Consider the following 15377-nt stretch of genomic DNA (forward strand, 5'->3'; position numbering starts at 1 on the left):
TTTGGGAGGCTGAAAGATAAGCACTGGGGCGCGTTAAGAAAAGCGCCTTTACCGGCTATTTACCTTGGGCTTACAACTTTTAACTTTTGAGCTTAGTCCACCGGCTATTTCGCTAAACATCTGACCAGCAAATAAAAACGGCCTGGACTAGGCCAGGCCGCAATTATGTACCGCGCAGTGTTACTGCATAACGACAGTAATGCGCAGAAACAGTTACTTCAAAACAGCCAGGGCTGCTTCGTAGTTTGGCTCTTGGCCGATTTCAGGGACCAGTTCGCTGTGCAGCACATTGTCGTTTTCATCCAGCACAACGACGGCACGGGCGGTCAGAGCCCGGAGCGGGCCGTCAGCAATCGAAACGCCGTAGTCAACGGCGAAATCAGCGTTGCGGAAGTCCGACAGGCTCTGCACGTTGTCCAGGCCTTCGGTGCCGCAAAAACGCTTCTGGGCAAACGGCAGGTCGGAGGAGATGCACAGCACCACGGTGTTGGCCACTTTGTCGGCCTGGGCGTTGAACGTGCGTACCGACGTGGCACAGGTCGGGGTGTCGACGCTTGGGAAGATGTTCAACACTTTACGCTTGCCGGCAAAGGTGGCCAGGGTCACGTCCGACAGATCGCCGGCGGTCAGGGTGAAGTCTGGCGCCTTGGAGCCGGTTTGCGGCAGTTCGCCTTCAACTTGGACGGGGTTACCACGAAGGGTGACTTGAGCCATGAACGGAATCCTTATGCTGGGTTTGGTTAAACGAATTCGAGAGGCGGAAGTTAACCACAAAGTGCCGTGGCGACCTACCGCCAGACACAAATTGTCATGTCTCGCCGGGCACGCGGGCGGTTGTGGTTTAATTGCGCGGTTTTCGTCCCCGCTCAAGGAATCTGTTGTTGATGAATCAGCCCGCCACCAAAGTCCTGGTCATTGGTTATGTCTGGCCGGAACCGCGCTCCTCGGCTGCCGGCGGGCATATGATGCAGATTCTCGAAACTTTTCTTACACAAGGTTGGGATATTACCTTCAGCAGCCCGGCGACCATCGGCGAGCACAAAGCCGACTTGCCGGCACTCGGTATCACCGAGTGCGCCATCGAACTCAATAACAGCAGTTTCGACGACTTTATCCGCGAACTGGCCCCGGACATCGTGCTGTTCGACCGCTTCATGATGGAAGAACAGTTCGGCTGGCGCGTCGAGAAGCACTGCCCCGCAGCGTTGCGGGTGCTGGAAACCTCCGACCTGCAAAGCCTGCGCGACGCACGCCAGCAGCGGCTCAAGGACGACCTCAAGGCGCAACCGGGCAACGATGACTTCAGCGCCTTGTTCGCACCGGGCCTGGAAGACGAGTTCCAGCGCATGGCCGACACCGACCTGGCCAAGCGCGAGATCGCGGCCATCTATCGCTGCGACATCAGCCTGATGATCTCCGACGTGGAAATCCGCCTGCTCACCGAGCACTTCAAGGTGCCCGCCGCCCTGCTCCACTGGTGCCCATTGATGCTCGAGCCGCCAACCGAAGCATTCGCCCCCTTTGACGAGCGCGCGCACTTCCTCAGCATCGGCAACTTCCGTCACGCGCCGAACTGGGATGCCGTGCTCTGGATGAAGAACAGTGTGTGGCCGTTGATCCGCCAGCAACTGCCAGGCGCCCAGTTGCATATCTACGGTGCCTACACCCCGCCCAAGGCGACGGCCCTGCACAACGCGGCCCAGGGGTTTCATGTGATGAACTGGGCCGAGGATGCCCTGCAAGTGATGACAGCGGCGCGCATCTGCCTGGCGCCGTTGCGCTTCGGTGCGGGGATCAAGGGCAAGCTGGTGGATGCCATGCTCTGCGGCACGCCGAATATCACCACACCGGTCGGCGCCGAAGCCATGGGCGACGAGCAACCGTGGCCGGGGGCAATCGCCCACAGCGCCATGGCGTTGGCCGATGCCGCCGTGAGCCTTTACCAAGACCGCGAACGCTGGACCCAGGCCCAGGAGCACGGGCGCCAACTCCTGGCCCGCCGGTATGACCAAAACATCCACGGCCCCGCGTTGGTGGAATGCCTGGAACAGTGCCGCAACGACCTCGCCGCCCACCGCCGAAATAATTTCACCGGCGGCATGCTGCGCCACCATGCCCACAAAAGTACGCAATACATGTCGCAGTGGATCGAGGCAAAAAACCGTAACCTTTAGCGCATCGGGAGCGTGAATATCGTAACTTCGACGTGCCGCCGCTGCGCGGCACGTCACTCGGGGCAGCCCTAAACCTTAACGTCCCCAAACATACCTCACCTCATCCAGCGACACGCCACCACGGACCAGCGTGCGACGGCTGCCAGGCTCTTCTCTTCCGCCGAGCCCCTGATAAAAGCGAACAGCTCTTTCGTTTGCAGATAAAACCCATAAGGTAATATTTTTATAACCTTGATCAAACAAACGGTTTAAACCTGACTCCCACAATTTGGCACCGATTCCTTTACCCCAATACGCTGCCAAAATATAGATAGCCATGACCTCTCCCGACTCCGCTGCGGGCTTGTCTTCATCACGGCAACGGCCCACTGAAATCCAACCGACAACGTTTCCATCCACCTCTGAAACTAAAACGTCAGAGTCTTTGCTTTCGATTGCCTGAGCCCAATAAGCCTCCCTTTTTGGCAATGTCGCAGTCAGCGAGGCCAAAAAATCAGCCGGCATCAGATTCGCATAAGCGTGTTGCCAGCTACTGACATGAACATCAGCAATGCTCTTCGCGTCCTTGGGCAGTGCATCACGAATCATAACCAACTCCTTGTTCGTGTTCTGTTTCAGATAAAACGCTTCTTTGCTCCTAGCGACCATGCCCTCTCGATTAGCACGACGCCTGCTCGTAAACGCTTTTGTTAATAGCACAGGCCAGTGAAATATATTAAGTCGCCGATAACCCAAAACGGCCTTCAGGGATGCTCCAACCAACTTGCCGCTGGCAGCGACAGCACACAAGGGGGCATTATTGCGAAGCACAACCACAATAAAGCGACGGCAGCATGACCCGAGCAACGCGAATCACCGACCCTTCCTACGAGCTGATGGACGATCACAACGGTCTGTCCATCATCTATCGCCAGCACGGTTTCCCTTGCCCGTTGGTGCGCTGGCATTTCCATAAGGAATACGAGCTGCACCTGATCGTCGCCAGTTCCGGCAAGGTGTTCATCGGCGACTACATCGGCAACTTCTACCCGGAAAGCCTGTTCCTTACCGGCCCCAACCTGCCTCACAACTGGATCAGCCAGGTCGAGGAAGACGAAGTGGTGCCCAAGCGCGACATGCTGGTGAATTTCACCGATGAGCTGCTTGAGAACGGCAGTCACATTTTTACTGAGCTCAAGACCCTCGCGCCGCTACTGGAGCGGGCGCAGTCCGGCATCGAGTTTCGCTGCAAGAAGACCATCGCCCAGGCCATGACGCTCATGCAACGCATCGAGGACGCCCAGGGCATGGCGCGCCTGGGGCACTTCTTTATCCTGCTGGACGTGTTGAGCGCGTGTGAGGACTACCAACTGCTGTCCGGCGTGACCACGCCGCAACTGGCCGACGAACACAGCATCGACCGCACCAACCGGGCGGTGGACTACATCTTTGCGCATTACGCACGGGAGTTGTCACTGGAGGAAGTGGCCGATTACCTGGGGATGAAACCGACGTATTTCTCGCGGGTGTTCAAGCAGGCCACCGGGCGCACGTTTATCGAATTCGTCAATCGCCTGCGCATCAGCAAGTCCTGCGAACTGCTGGCCGATGGCGACAAAGCCGTCACCGATGTGTGCTTCGAGTCGGGGTTCAACAACATTTCCAACTTCAATCGCCGCTTCCAGCAACTTAAAGGCATGACGCCTTCCCACTACCGGCGCCTGGCGGTGCAGCGGCTCACCGAACAGAACCTGGCTTAATCGTTTCGGCTTTTGGTGAGCGAGTACAAAAAAGTATCAGTCCCAGTGCGCCCAAGGATTTGTCACACCCCCCATTTGAGGGCTGTAATCAACGCACACTCTTCCTGGCTCCGCGTGGGAAGACACAACAACAATAACTGTCCTTCTGCAGCCCCTGGGCGCAGAAAAGGAGTGCGCGATGAAGTTCACAGCAAAAACACTGCTTGCCTGTTCTTGCATGACGGCATGCATGACCCTCAGCGCCGTCAGCCTTGGCGCGCAAACCCTGACCATTGCCACCGTCAACAACAGCGACATGATCCGCATGCAAAAGCTCTCGAAGACCTTCGAGGCCGAGCACCCGGACATCAAGTTGAATTGGGTGGTGCTCGAAGAAAACGTCCTGCGCCAACGCCTGACCACCGACATCGCCACCCAGGGCGGGCAGTTCGACGTGTTGACCATCGGCATGTACGAAGCCGCACTCTGGGGCGCCAAGGGCTGGCTGGAACCGATGAAGGACCTACCGGCGTCCTACGACCTCGACGATGTGTTCCCTTCTGTGCGTGACGGTTTGTCCGTCAAGGGTTCGCTGTACGCCCTACCGTTCTATGCCGAAAGTTCGATCACCTATTACCGCACCGACCTGTTCAAGGACGCCGGGCTGAGCATGCCCGAGCACCCGACCTGGACGCAGATCGGCGAATACGCGGCAAAGCTCACCGACAAAACCAAAGAACAATACGGCCTGTGCCTGCGCGGCAAAGCCGGTTGGGGTGAAAACATGGCGCTGATCACCACCCTGGCCAACGGCTATGGCGCGCGCTGGTTCGACGAAAAATGGCAGCCTGAATTCAATGGCCCCGAATGGAAGGACGCGCTGAACTTCTACGTCGACAACATGAAGAAATCCGGCCCGCCGGGCGCTTCGAGCAACGGTTTCAACGAAAACCTCGCCCTGTTCAACAGCGGCAAGTGCGCGATCTGGGTCGACGCCAGCGTGGCCGGCTCGTTCGTCACCGACAAGACCCAAAGCAAGGTGGCGGACCACGTCGGCTTCACCTTCGCGCCCCACGAGAAGACTGACAAAGGCACCTCGTGGCTGTACTCCTGGAGCCTGGCGATCCCGACCAGCTCCAAAGCCAAGGACGCCGCCAAGCTGTTCACCAGTTGGGCGACTTCCAAGGAATACGGCGCCCTGGTTGCCAAGACCGACGGCATCGCCAACGTCCCACCAGGGACGCGCAAGTCGACCTACAGCGACGCGTACATGCAGGCCGCGCCGTTCGCCAAGGTCACCCTGGAATCGCTGAAAGTCGCCGACCCGACCCAGCCGACGCTCAAGCCGGTGCCGTATATCGGTATCCAACTGGTGACCATTCCTGAGTTCCAGGCGATCGGTACCCAGGTCGGCAAGTTCTTCTCGGGTGCGCTGACCGGTCAGCAAACCGTGGATCAAGCCTTGAGCGCCGCGCAGACCACCACCGAGCGTGAAATGAAGCGGGCCGGTTATCCCAAATAACCCCCGATTCTGTAGGAGCGAGCTTGCTCGCGAAAAAGGTACATCCGACGCCGACATGCGCCTGAAATACCTTCGCGAGCAAGCTCGCTCCTACAGGAGTTTTGCGCACCTGCCTCTAATCGGTCTTGATCACCATGAATACAACACGCAAAAGCCGCCTGGCCAACCCCGGCTGGTTTCTCGTCAGCCCCTCGGTAGCCTTGCTGCTACTGTGGATGATCGTGCCGCTGGGCATGACCCTGTACTTTTCGCTGATCCGCTACAACCTGCTCTACCCCGGCGAAAACCAGTTCGTGGGGCTGGAGAACTTCACCTACTTCATCACCGATTCGGGCTTCCTGCCCGGCGCCACCAATACCCTGTTGCTGGTGGGCAGCGTGCTGCTGATCAGCGTGGTGTTCGGCGTATTGATCAGCGCCCTGCTGGAGGCCAGTGAGTTCTTCGGCCGCGGCCTGGTGCGGGTGTTGTTGATCTCGCCGTTCTTCATCATGCCCACCGTCGGTGCGCTGATCTGGAAGAACCTGATTTTCCACCCGGTGTCGGGGATTCTCGCCGCCGTGTGGAAGCTGTTCGGCGCGCAGCCGGTGGATTGGCTGGCGCATTACCCACTGCTGTCGATCATCATCATCGTCTCGTGGCAATGGCTGCCCTTCGCGATCCTGCTGCTGATGACCGCCATGCAGTCCCTCGACCAGGAACAAAAGGAAGCCGCACGCCTGGACGGTGCCGGCGCCATCGCGATCTTCTGGCACCTGACCCTGCCGCACCTGGCGCGCCCGATTGCCGTGGTGGTGATGATCGAAACGATCTTCCTGCTCTCGGTATTCGCCGAAATCTTCACCACCACCAACGGCGGCCCCGGCTACGCCTCGACCAACCTCGCCTACCTGATCTACAACCAGGCGCTGGTGCAGTTCGATGTGGGCATGGCCTCGGCCGGCGGCTTGATTGCCGTGGTCATCGCCAACATCGCGGCGATCATCCTGGTGCGGATGATCGGCAAAAACCTGACTGACAAGCCTTGAGGGCCGCGCCATGACGCTTCAACAATCCCGCCGCCTGCAAAGCCTGCTGCTCGGCACCCTGGCCTGGGCCATCGCGATCCTGATCTTCTTCCCGATCTTCTGGATGGTGCTGACCAGCTTCAAGACCGAGATCGACGCGTTCGCCACGCCGCCGCAGTTCATCTTCACGCCGACGCTGGAGAACTACCTGCACATCAACGAACGCAGCAATTACTTCAGCTACGCGTGGAACTCGGTGCTGATTTCGTTCAGCGCCACCGCCTTGTGCCTGCTGATCTCGGTGCCGGCGGCCTACTCCATGGCGTTCTACGAGACCCAACGCACCAAGGGCACCCTGCTGTGGATGCTGTCGACCAAGATGCTGCCACCGGTGGGCGTATTGATGCCGATCTACCTGCTGGCCAAGAGCTTTGGCCTGCTGGATACGCGTATCGCGCTGATCATCATCTACACCCTGATCAACCTGCCGATCGTGGTGTGGATGGTTTACACCTACTTCAAGGACATCCCCAAAGACATCCTCGAAGCCGCCCGCCTGGACGGCGCCACCCTGTGGCAGGAGATGGTCCGCGTGCTGCTGCCGATCGCCAAGGGCGGGCTGGCGTCCACGGTGCTGCTGTCGCTGATCCTGTGCTGGAACGAGGCGTTCTGGTCGCTGAACCTGACCTCGTCGACTGCCGCGCCGCTGACCGCGCTGATCGCCTCCTACTCCAGTCCCGAAGGCTTGTTCTGGGCCAAATTGTCGGCCGTGTCGACCCTGGCCTGCGCGCCGATCCTGATTTTTGGCTGGATCAGCCAGAAACAGCTGGTGCGCGGGTTGTCCTTCGGCGCCGTGAAATAACGACTTCTCTCTAACAAAAACGAATTCAGAAGCGGAGGCCCATCCCATGGCCAACCTGAAAATCAAGAATCTGCAAAAAGGCTTCGAAGGCTTTTCCATCATCAAGGGCATCGACCTGGAAGTGAACGACAAGGAGTTCGTGGTCTTCGTCGGCCCGTCGGGTTGCGGTAAATCCACGCTGCTGCGGCTGATCGCCGGCCTGGAAGAAGTCAGCGAAGGCACCATTGAGCTCGATGGCCGCGACATCACCGAAGTCACCCCGGCCAAGCGCGACCTGGCGATGGTGTTCCAGACCTACGCGCTGTACCCGCACATGAGCGTGCGCAAGAACATGTCGTTTGCCCTCGACCTGGCCGGCGTCGACAAAAAGCTGGTGGAGAGCAAAGTCAGCGAAGCGGCGCGCATCCTCGAACTGGGCCCACTGCTGGAGCGCAAGCCCAAGCAGCTGTCCGGCGGCCAACGCCAGCGCGTGGCGATCGGCCGGGCGATTGTGCGCAACCCGAAGATCTTCCTGTTCGACGAACCGCTGTCCAACCTCGACGCTGCGCTGCGCGTGCAGATGCGCCTGGAACTGGCGCGCCTGCATAAAGAGCTGCAAGCAACCATGATCTACGTGACCCACGACCAGGTCGAAGCCATGACCCTGGCCGACAAAGTGGTGGTGCTCAACAGCGGCCGCATCGAGCAGGTCGGCTCGCCACTGGAGCTGTATCACCAGCCGGCCAACCTGTTTGTCGCGGGCTTTCTCGGCACGCCGAAAATGGGCTTCCTCAAGGGCAAGGTCACGCGGGTCGAGGGCCAGGGCTGCGACGTGCAACTGGACGCCGGCAGCTTGATCAGCCTGCCGCTGAGCGGCGCCACCTTGAGCGTGGGCAGCGCGGTGACCCTGGGCATTCGCCCGGAACACCTGGAGATCGCCGCACCGGGCCAGGCCGGCCTGACCGTCACCGCCGACGTCGGCGAGCGCCTGGGCAGCGACACCTTCTGCCACGTCATCACCGCCAACGGCGAGCCGCTGACCATGCGGATTCGCGGCGACATGGCGAGCCAGTATGGCGAGACGCTGCACCTGCACCTGGACCCGGCGCACTGCCATCTGTTCGACACCGACGGCGTGGCCGTCACCCGACCACTGCGCGCCGCCGCCTGATTTCGCGAGAGTTATGATGAAACTGAATAAACACAACCTCACCCAATTGGCGCCGGAAGTGAAAATCCCGACCTACGCCATTGCCGATACCCGCCAGGGCATCGCCCATATCGGCGTCGGCGGTTTCCACCGCGCGCACCAGGCGTATTACACCGATGCGCTGATGAATACCGGCGAGGGCCTGGACTGGAGCATTTGCGGCATCGGCCTGCGCAGCGAGGACCGCAAGGCCCGCGACGACCTGGCCGGCCAGGACTACCTGTTCACCCTGTATGAACTGGGCGACAGCGACGACACCGAAGTGCGCGTGATCGGCTCGATCAGCGACATGCTGCTGGCCGAGGACGGCGCCCAGGGGCTGATCGACAAACTGGCCAGCCCGCACATCCGCATCGTCTCGCTGACCATCACCGAAGGCGGCTACTGCATCGACGACAGCAACGGCGAGTTCATGGCCCACCTGCCGCAGATCCAGCACGACCTGGCACACCCGCAGGCGCCGAAAACCGTGTTCGGCTTTATCTGCGCCGCACTGACCCAACGTCGCGCCGCCGGCACGCCGGCATTTACCGTGATGTCCTGCGATAACCTGCCGCACAACGGCGCCGTCACGCGCAAGGCCCTGCTGGCCTTCGCCGCCCTGCACGACGCCGAACTGCATGACTGGATCCAGGCCAACGTGACGTTCCCCAACGCCATGGTCGACCGCATCACGCCGATGACCAGTACCGCGCATCGCCTGCAATTGCACGATGAGCACGGCATCGACGATGCCTGGCCGGTGGTGTGCGAGCCGTTTGTGCAATGGGTGCTGGAAGACCGCTTCGTCAACGGCCGCCCGGCCTGGGAAAAGGTCGGCGTGCAGTTCACCGATGACGTGACGCCCTATGAAGAAATGAAGATCGGCCTGCTCAACGGCAGTCACCTGGCCCTGACTTACCTGGGGTTTCTCAAGGGGTATCGGTTCGTTCACGAGACCATGAATGACCCGTTGTTCGTCGCGTACATGCGCGCCTACATGGACCTGGACGTCACGCCGAACCTGGCGCCGGTGCCGGGCATCGACCTCACGCAGTACAAGCAGACCCTGGTCGATCGCTTCTCCAACCAGGCGATTGCCGACCAGTTGGAGCGCGTGTGTTCCGATGGCTCGTCGAAGTTTCCCAAGTTCACCGTGCCAACGATCAACCGCCTGATTGCCGATGGGCGTGAGACCGAGCGCGCAGCGTTGGTGGTGGCCGCGTGGGCGTTGTACCTCAAGGGTGTCGACGAGACTGGCGTGGTCTACAAAATCCCCGACCCGCGCGCCGAGTTTTGCCAGGGACTGGTGAGTGACGATGCGCGAATCAGTCAGCGCCTGCTCGGCGTGGAGGAGATTTTCGGCACAGCTATTCCCAAGTCGGCTGAGTTTGTGGCAGCGTTCGAGCGGTGCTATGCGAGCCTGCGCGACAACGGCGTCACAAAAACACTGCAGCAACTCCTGAAGAAACCGGCTTAAACCTGTGGGAGGGGGCTCGCCCCCGATAGCGGTGGGTCAGTAAAGAACATTTACACTGAAACACCGCCATCAGGGGCAAGCCCCCTCCCACATTTGAAGCGCATTTACAATCCAACAACAATGCTGAGCAAACCCTCATGACCCAGCAAAACCTGTTCCTCGGCATCGACTGCGGCACCCAAGGCACCAAAGCCATCGTCCTCGACGCCTCCAGCGGCAAGGTGCTGGGCCTGGGCGCCGCGGCACACACACTGATCAGCGGCGCCAACGGCCGGCGCGAGCAGCACACCCAGGAGTGGCTGGACGCCTTTACCGAAGCCACCCACCGCGCCCTGCAACAGGCCGGCGTGGACGGCCAGGATATCCTCGGCATCGGCGTGTCCGGCCAGCAACACGGCCTGGTGTTGCTCGATGACAGCGGCCAGGTGCTGCGCCCGGCCAAGCTGTGGTGCGACACCGAAACCGCCGCCGAAAACGAGCGCCTGTTGCAATACCTGGGGGGCGAAAGCGCTTCGCTGGAGCGTCTCGGCGTCGCGATCGCGCCGGGTTACACCGTGTCCAAACTGCTGTGGACCCGCGAGCAGCACCCCGAGGTGTTCGCGCGCATCGCGCATATCCTGCTGCCCCACGACTACCTCAACTACTGGCTCACCGGCCGCGCCGTCGCGGAATACGGCGATGCCTCGGGCACCGGCTACTTCAACGTGCGCAGCCGTACCTGGGACGTGGCGCTGCTCCAGCACATCGACCCCAGCGGCCGCCTGCAGGCAGCCTTGCCGACGCTGATCGAAGCCGACCAAGCCGTCGGCACGATCCTGCCGGCCATCGCCGAACGCCTGGGCATCAACCCCGACGCCATCGTGTCCAGCGGCGGCGGCGACAACATGATGGGCGCCATCGGCACCGGCAACATCGCCCCCGGCGTGATCACCATGAGCCTGGGTTCATCGGGCACCGTGTATGCCTTCGCCGACCAGCCCAACGTCAGCCCCCAGGCGTCGGTCGCGACCTTCTGTTCCTCCAGCGGCGGCTGGTTGCCGTTGATCTGCACGATGAACCTGACCAACGCGACCGGGGTGATTCGCGAACTGTTCGACCTCGACCTCGACGCCTTCAACGCCCTGGTCGAGCAGGCGCCGATCGGTGCCGACGGCGTGAGCATGCTGCCGTTCCTCAATGGCGAACGCGTGCCCGCCCTGCCCCACGCCACCGGCAGCCTGCATGGCTTGACCATGACCAACCTGACCCGCGCCAACCTGTGTCGCGCGGTGGTCGAGGGCACCACCTTCGGCTTGCGTTACGGCCTTGATCTGTTGCGCCAGACCGGCCTGCACAGCCAGAGCATCCGCCTGATCGGCGGCGGCTCGAAAAGCCCGGTGTGGCGGCAGATGGTTGCCGATATCATGCACACCGAAGTGATCTGCACCGAACAAAGCGAAGCGGCGGCCCTGGGCGCGGCGATCCAGGCGGCGTGGAGCCAGTCCGGCGAGTCCCTGGCCAGCCTGTGCGAAAAATGCGTGAGCGTCGACCCGGCCAGCCGGACCCTGCCGGTGGCCGACAATGTCAGCGCCTATCAACACGCCTACGAGCGCTATCAACAGCACGTGGCAACCCTTTAAGAGCGAACGACTATGTATCTGGTGTGCGGTGAAGCGCTGTTTGATTTTTTCAGCGAGGACGATCCCAGCGGGCAAGCCTCCAAACTCAATTACAAGGCGATTGCCGGTGGTTCGCCGTTCAACGTCGCCGTCGGTTTACGCCGGCTCGGCATCGAGGCCGCGCTGTTCGGCGGCGTGTCCACCGACTTCCTCGGGCAGCGCTTGTTGCAGGTGCTCAGGGACGAAGGCGTCAACCCGCAGTTCCTGGTGGAATTCGCCGCGCCGACCACCCTGGCGATGGTCGCCGTGGGCGCCGATGGCTCCCCGCAATACAGCTTTCGCGGCGAAGGCTGCGCCGACCGCCAATTGACGCGCGCACACCTGCCAACCCTAGGCGATGAGGTTCGCGGGCTGCATGTAGGTTCGTTCTCCCTGGTGGTGCAACCGATTGGCGACACCCTGCTGGCCCTGGTCCAGCGCGAAAGCGGCAAGCGCTTGATCAGCCTCGACCCCAACGTGCGGCTCAACCCGCAACCGGATATCCAGCTGTGGCGCGAGCGCGTGGCCGAACTGGTCAAGTACGCCGACCTGATCAAGGTCAGCGATGAAGACCTGCACCTGCTCTACCCCGACCAATCGCCGGAAAGCGTGCTTGAGGGCTGGTTGCAACACCGCTGCCAGTTGGTCTTCCTCACTCGCGGCGGTAACGGCGCCAGCGTGTTCAGCCGCCAGCACGGACACTGGTCGCAACCGGCGGTGAAGGTGGTGATGGCCGATACCGTGGGTGCCGGGGACACCTTCCAGGCGGCGTTGATTGCCTGGCTGACCGAGCAGCAACTGGATTCGGTAGAGGGCCTGCAGCAACTGACCCGCGCCCAGATCGACGCGATGCTGGGCTTTGCGATCCGTGCGGCCGCCATGACCTGCGGCAAAACGGGCCCGGACCTGCCCTATCGGCAACAGTTGGGGTGAACAAACGATCACAGGCTGCGGCATTCAGCATGGATTGACGGGTAGCAACAGCATCGGGCCTGGTATTTACCAGGCCCGCAGATCGGTGAAAGCAACGCTCGCTATCTAGTAGTGGCCGCGCCCTGCTGCTCTTTGCAGTGCAGGCCCCTGCGATTGCTTGAGGTCTTCGCGCAACCCGGTGATCAGGTTGCAAATGGCTCGACTGCTGTCGAGTTTGTCAGCATTGATGCCTTTGACTTCCAGATCCACCCGGTCACGGTCACGATCGTCATAGACCTTGATCGTCAACGAGGCATCTTCAGCTTTGGTGCATTCGCACCGTTTAGGCAGGAAACTTCCTTCAATGATACTGCGAAGTTCTAATTCCGAAAGCATGGTCAACCTCTCCTTTCTTGAGACTGCCAATCGATTGTTATAAGTCTTGCAGGCACTCGCCCGCCACGTCCTGCCAACCCTGGAAGACGTTTACAATCAATAAGCCTACTCGGCAAAATCCGTTCTCGTTGTAACCTTTCCTCATAAGCAGTACCCAGTCTTGTATAACTTTGTTCAACTCAAATTCACTCGACGAACATCATCGCCGAACAGCTTCGATTAAACGTTTAACCCTGGGCTTTGCGTTAACCGGCACTGTGTGCTGCGGCTCTTTCAGCAACATGTCGCAAACTATCAAAGTTGATATTGGCCCCTGAGTTGACCGCCACCAGCGTCTGCCCGCGCACGCGGTGTTGCCCCACATAACGGCGAATGCCCGCCACAGCCAAGGCGCCGGACGGCTCGACGATGGAACGCGTATCGTCGTAGATCAGCTTGATGGCGCTGCACAGTTCATCGTTGCTGACCGTGATGACGTCATCCACCCAATCCCGGCAGATCTCAAAGCCATAGGCGCCGATCTGCGCCACTGCCGTGCCATCGGCAAACCCGTCCACACTGGGCAGCACCACGCGTTCACCGGCGCGCAAGGCTGCCAACAGGCAACTCGAGCCTTCGGCTTCGACGCCGACGATGCGTACCTCGGGCCGCAAGTATTTGACGTAGGCGGCGATCCCGCCGATCAGGCCGCCACCGCCCACCGGCACGAAGATCGCGTCCAGCGCGCCCTGCTGCTGGCGCAGGATTTCCATGCCCACCGTGCCTTGGCCGGCGATCACGTCCGGATCGTCGAACGGCGAGACAAACGTACAACCGCAGGCTTCGGCCAGTTGCAACGCATGGGCCAGGGCAAACGGAAAGCTCTCACCGTGCAGCACCGCTTGCGCCCCTCGCGAGCGCACACCCAGCACCTTCAACTCCGGCGTGCTGCACGGCATGACGATCGTGGCCTTGATCCCCAATTCCCGCGCCGCCAGCGCTACGCCTTGCGCATGGTTGCCGGCCGATGCGGTGATCACGCCGCAGGCCTTCTGCTCGGCGCTGAGTTGCATCAGCTTGTTGTAGGCGCCACGGATCTTGAAGGAAAAGGTCGGTTGCAGATCTTCGCGCTTGAGCAACACCTGGTTGTCGAGCAACAGCGACAGCGCCGGGGCGACCTGCAAGGGGGTTCGCACGGCCAAATCGTAGACCGGCGCGGCGAGGATCTTTTTGACGTAGTGCTCAAGCAGTCCCGAGACAGCGGTAGATGGGACGGGGCAAGTGCTCATGGGAGTCTCCTGGCTTGGGTAAGGGCACCTGGAGACGGAAAAACAAAACCCGCCTCTAGGGCGGGTTTGGGTGCAGCCGAGCGCTATCCCGCCAAATGAGGAATGGCGGTAATAATAATTGGCTGGCAACGCAGGGTTTGAAATGTCATGTCACGAAATTACCCGGCGGTGGCCGGTCAAGTCAATGGCAAGGGGCCATTTCACTGACGGGGCTTTACGATGGACATACGAAACGTATACGATCCGTATATTCATCTGACACAGTGAAGCACATGGGCATCGTCAAGATCACCGACCAACTGCACGAACAACTACGCCTGGCCAGTGCGGCCATGGACCGTTCCATCAACGCCCAGGCCGAGTTCTGGATCAAGATCGGCCTGCTCGCCGAACTCAACCCGCATTTGCCCTACAACGAGCTGATCAACAAGCTGTTGCTGGACAAGCCGGACCTGATCCGGGGGCGCAGCTGATGATCAAAACCGCCGCACAACTCGCCGTGATGCGCGAATCCGGGCGCCTGCTGGCCCAGGTGTTCAGCATGCTCGACGGTTTTGTCGCCGCCGGACGCTCCACCCTGGAGCTGGACAGCGCCGTCGAAGCCTTCATCCGCCACGAGCTCAAAGCCCGCCCGGCGAGCCTCGGGCAATACGACTACCCCTTCTCCATCAACACCTCGGTCAACGAAGTGGTGTGCCACGGCATGCCCAGCGCCACGCAAGTCCTCAAGGACGGCGACATCGTCAACATCGACATCACCCTGGAAAAAGGCGGCTTTATCGCCGACTCCAGCAAGATGTACATGATCGGTACCGTCTCGCCGAAGGCACGCCGCCTGGTGGAGATGACCTTCGAGGCGATGTGGGCCGGTATCCGCCAGGTCAAGCCCGGCGCCCGCCTGGGCGACATCGGCCATGCGATCCAGCACCATGCGCAGGCCAATGGTTACAGCGTGGTACGCGAATACTGCGGCCACGGCATCGGCCGGCAGATGCATGAAGACCCCCAGATCCTGCACTTCGGCCGCCCCGGCACCGGGCTGGAGCTGCGCGAAGGCATGGTGTTTACCATCGAGCCAATGCTGAACCAGGGCAGCGCCAAGGTGCGCAGCCTGAAGGACGGCTGGACGGTGGTGACCAAGGACAACAGCCTGTCGGCCCAGTGGGAACACACCGTGGCGGTGACGGCGGACGGGTTCGAGGTGCTGACCCTGCAAGCCACGTCCTGAGCCGGTCC

15 protein-coding genes are annotated in these 15377 nt (G+C 60.9%); 11 read left to right on the forward strand and 4 right to left on the reverse strand.

What is annotated here, in order from left to right:
• Positions 1 to 213 precede the first annotated feature (213 nt).
• Positions 214 to 714 (reverse strand): thiol peroxidase, encoded by a 501-nt coding sequence (tpx, locus tag ACP7E3_RS04120; RefSeq protein ID WP_017848435.1) that lies wholly within the window; start codon positions 712 to 714, stop codon positions 214 to 216.
• Between the two features lie 170 nt (positions 715 to 884).
• Between tpx and ACP7E3_RS04125 the strand changes: the two genes are divergently transcribed.
• Positions 885 to 2174 (forward strand): glycosyltransferase, encoded by a 1290-nt coding sequence (locus tag ACP7E3_RS04125; protein WP_079443657.1) that lies wholly within the window; start codon positions 885 to 887, stop codon positions 2172 to 2174.
• 75 nt (positions 2175 to 2249) lie between these two features.
• Here the strand turns inward: ACP7E3_RS04125 and ACP7E3_RS04130 are convergent, their stop codons facing one another.
• Entirely contained in the window at positions 2250 to 2762 is a 513-nt protein-coding gene (locus ACP7E3_RS04130) for a GNAT family N-acetyltransferase (RefSeq protein WP_026140209.1), read from the reverse strand.
• 245 nt (positions 2763 to 3007) lie between these two features.
• Between ACP7E3_RS04130 and ACP7E3_RS04135 the strand changes: the two genes are divergently transcribed.
• The 8 genes from ACP7E3_RS04135 (at position 3008) to ACP7E3_RS04170 (ending at position 12498) form a co-directional block, all read left to right on the forward strand.
• Positions 3008 to 3913 carry an AraC family transcriptional regulator gene (locus tag ACP7E3_RS04135; protein ID WP_017848432.1) on the forward strand — a complete coding sequence of 302 codons (906 nt, stop codon included), beginning with the start codon at positions 3008 to 3010 and terminating at the stop codon, positions 3911 to 3913.
• A 178-nt stretch (positions 3914 to 4091) separates the two neighbouring features.
• The gene (locus tag ACP7E3_RS04140; RefSeq protein WP_046383192.1) at positions 4092 to 5414 is read left to right on the forward strand and encodes an ABC transporter substrate-binding protein; all 1323 of its coding nucleotides are present in this window, start codon (positions 4092 to 4094) and stop codon (positions 5412 to 5414) included.
• Between the two features lie 134 nt (positions 5415 to 5548).
• Positions 5549 to 6439 carry a carbohydrate ABC transporter permease gene (locus tag ACP7E3_RS04145; RefSeq protein WP_046385260.1) on the forward strand — a complete coding sequence of 297 codons (891 nt, stop codon included), beginning with the start codon at positions 5549 to 5551 and terminating at the stop codon, positions 6437 to 6439.
• A gap of 10 nt (positions 6440 to 6449) precedes the next feature.
• Positions 6450 to 7280, forward strand: coding sequence for a carbohydrate ABC transporter permease (locus ACP7E3_RS04150; protein WP_012723930.1), 831 nt, complete (start codon positions 6450 to 6452; stop codon positions 7278 to 7280).
• Between the two features lie 46 nt (positions 7281 to 7326).
• Positions 7327 to 8430 carry an ABC transporter ATP-binding protein gene (locus ACP7E3_RS04155; RefSeq protein ID WP_046383191.1) on the forward strand — a complete coding sequence of 368 codons (1104 nt, stop codon included), beginning with the start codon at positions 7327 to 7329 and terminating at the stop codon, positions 8428 to 8430.
• A gap of 16 nt (positions 8431 to 8446) precedes the next feature.
• Positions 8447 to 9928 (forward strand): mannitol dehydrogenase family protein, encoded by a 1482-nt coding sequence (locus ACP7E3_RS04160; protein WP_372812583.1) that lies wholly within the window; start codon positions 8447 to 8449, stop codon positions 9926 to 9928.
• 137 nt (positions 9929 to 10065) lie between these two features.
• Positions 10066 to 11547 carry a xylulokinase gene (gene xylB, locus ACP7E3_RS04165; RefSeq protein WP_046383189.1) on the forward strand — a complete coding sequence of 494 codons (1482 nt, stop codon included), beginning with the start codon at positions 10066 to 10068 and terminating at the stop codon, positions 11545 to 11547.
• 12 nt (positions 11548 to 11559) lie between these two features.
• Complete coding sequence (locus ACP7E3_RS04170; protein ID WP_046383188.1) at positions 11560 to 12498, forward strand: carbohydrate kinase family protein; 939 nt, start codon at positions 11560 to 11562, stop codon at positions 12496 to 12498.
• 105 nt (positions 12499 to 12603) lie between these two features.
• Here the strand turns inward: ACP7E3_RS04170 and ACP7E3_RS04175 are convergent, their stop codons facing one another.
• Both ACP7E3_RS04175 and ilvA read right to left on the reverse strand, forming a co-directional pair.
• Positions 12604 to 12873, reverse strand: a complete 270-nt coding sequence (locus tag ACP7E3_RS04175; protein ID WP_017848424.1) for a DUF1652 domain-containing protein — start codon at positions 12871 to 12873, stop codon at positions 12604 to 12606.
• Positions 12874 to 13118: 245 nt separating this feature from the next.
• Positions 13119 to 14141 (reverse strand): threonine ammonia-lyase, biosynthetic, encoded by a 1023-nt coding sequence (ilvA, locus tag ACP7E3_RS04180; protein ID WP_079443655.1) that lies wholly within the window; start codon positions 14139 to 14141, stop codon positions 13119 to 13121.
• 272 nt (positions 14142 to 14413) lie between these two features.
• On the opposite strand from ilvA, the gene ACP7E3_RS04185 reads away from it, so the two are divergent.
• Together ACP7E3_RS04185 and map are read left to right on the forward strand one after the other, a co-directional pair.
• Positions 14414 to 14614 carry a ParD-like family protein gene (locus ACP7E3_RS04185; RefSeq protein ID WP_003190946.1) on the forward strand — a complete coding sequence of 67 codons (201 nt, stop codon included), beginning with the start codon at positions 14414 to 14416 and terminating at the stop codon, positions 14612 to 14614.
• On the forward strand, positions 14614 to 15369 hold the full coding sequence (gene map / locus ACP7E3_RS04190; RefSeq protein WP_046383187.1) for a type I methionyl aminopeptidase: 756 nt from the start codon (positions 14614 to 14616) through the stop codon (positions 15367 to 15369). The genes ACP7E3_RS04185 and map overlap by 1 nt, the downstream gene beginning before the upstream one ends.
• Positions 15370 to 15377 lie beyond the last annotated feature (8 nt).

Origin of the sequence: Pseudomonas sp. PSPC2-3 (genome assembly GCF_049898265.1) — a bacterium.
Classification (GTDB): domain Bacteria; phylum Pseudomonadota; class Gammaproteobacteria; order Pseudomonadales; family Pseudomonadaceae; genus Aquipseudomonas; species Aquipseudomonas veronii.

What these genes read in the sequence shown, in the direction of transcription:
- tpx (WP_017848435.1), bottom strand. Translation starts at nt 714, where the DNA reads ATGGCTCAAGTCACCCTTCGTGGTAACCCCGTCCAAGTTGAAGGCGAA.
- ACP7E3_RS04125 (WP_079443657.1), top strand. Translation starts at nt 885, where the DNA reads ATGAATCAGCCCGCCACCAAAGTCCTGGTCATTGGTTATGTCTGGCCG.
- ACP7E3_RS04130 (WP_026140209.1), bottom strand. Translation starts at nt 2,762, where the DNA reads ATGATTCGTGATGCACTGCCCAAGGACGCGAAGAGCATTGCTGATGTT.
- ACP7E3_RS04135 (WP_017848432.1), top strand. Translation starts at nt 3,008, where the DNA reads ATGACCCGAGCAACGCGAATCACCGACCCTTCCTACGAGCTGATGGAC.
- ACP7E3_RS04140 (WP_046383192.1), top strand. Translation starts at nt 4,092, where the DNA reads ATGAAGTTCACAGCAAAAACACTGCTTGCCTGTTCTTGCATGACGGCA.
- ACP7E3_RS04145 (WP_046385260.1), top strand. Translation starts at nt 5,549, where the DNA reads ATGAATACAACACGCAAAAGCCGCCTGGCCAACCCCGGCTGGTTTCTC.
- ACP7E3_RS04150 (WP_012723930.1), top strand. Translation starts at nt 6,450, where the DNA reads ATGACGCTTCAACAATCCCGCCGCCTGCAAAGCCTGCTGCTCGGCACC.
- ACP7E3_RS04155 (WP_046383191.1), top strand. Translation starts at nt 7,327, where the DNA reads ATGGCCAACCTGAAAATCAAGAATCTGCAAAAAGGCTTCGAAGGCTTT.
- ACP7E3_RS04160 (WP_372812583.1), top strand. Translation starts at nt 8,447, where the DNA reads ATGAAACTGAATAAACACAACCTCACCCAATTGGCGCCGGAAGTGAAA.
- xylB (WP_046383189.1), top strand. Translation starts at nt 10,066, where the DNA reads ATGACCCAGCAAAACCTGTTCCTCGGCATCGACTGCGGCACCCAAGGC.
- ACP7E3_RS04170 (WP_046383188.1), top strand. Translation starts at nt 11,560, where the DNA reads ATGTATCTGGTGTGCGGTGAAGCGCTGTTTGATTTTTTCAGCGAGGAC.
- ACP7E3_RS04175 (WP_017848424.1), bottom strand. Translation starts at nt 12,873, where the DNA reads ATGCTTTCGGAATTAGAACTTCGCAGTATCATTGAAGGAAGTTTCCTG.
- ilvA (WP_079443655.1), bottom strand. Translation starts at nt 14,141, where the DNA reads ATGAGCACTTGCCCCGTCCCATCTACCGCTGTCTCGGGACTGCTTGAG.
- ACP7E3_RS04185 (WP_003190946.1), top strand. Translation starts at nt 14,414, where the DNA reads ATGGGCATCGTCAAGATCACCGACCAACTGCACGAACAACTACGCCTG.
- map (WP_046383187.1), top strand. Translation starts at nt 14,614, where the DNA reads ATGATCAAAACCGCCGCACAACTCGCCGTGATGCGCGAATCCGGGCGC.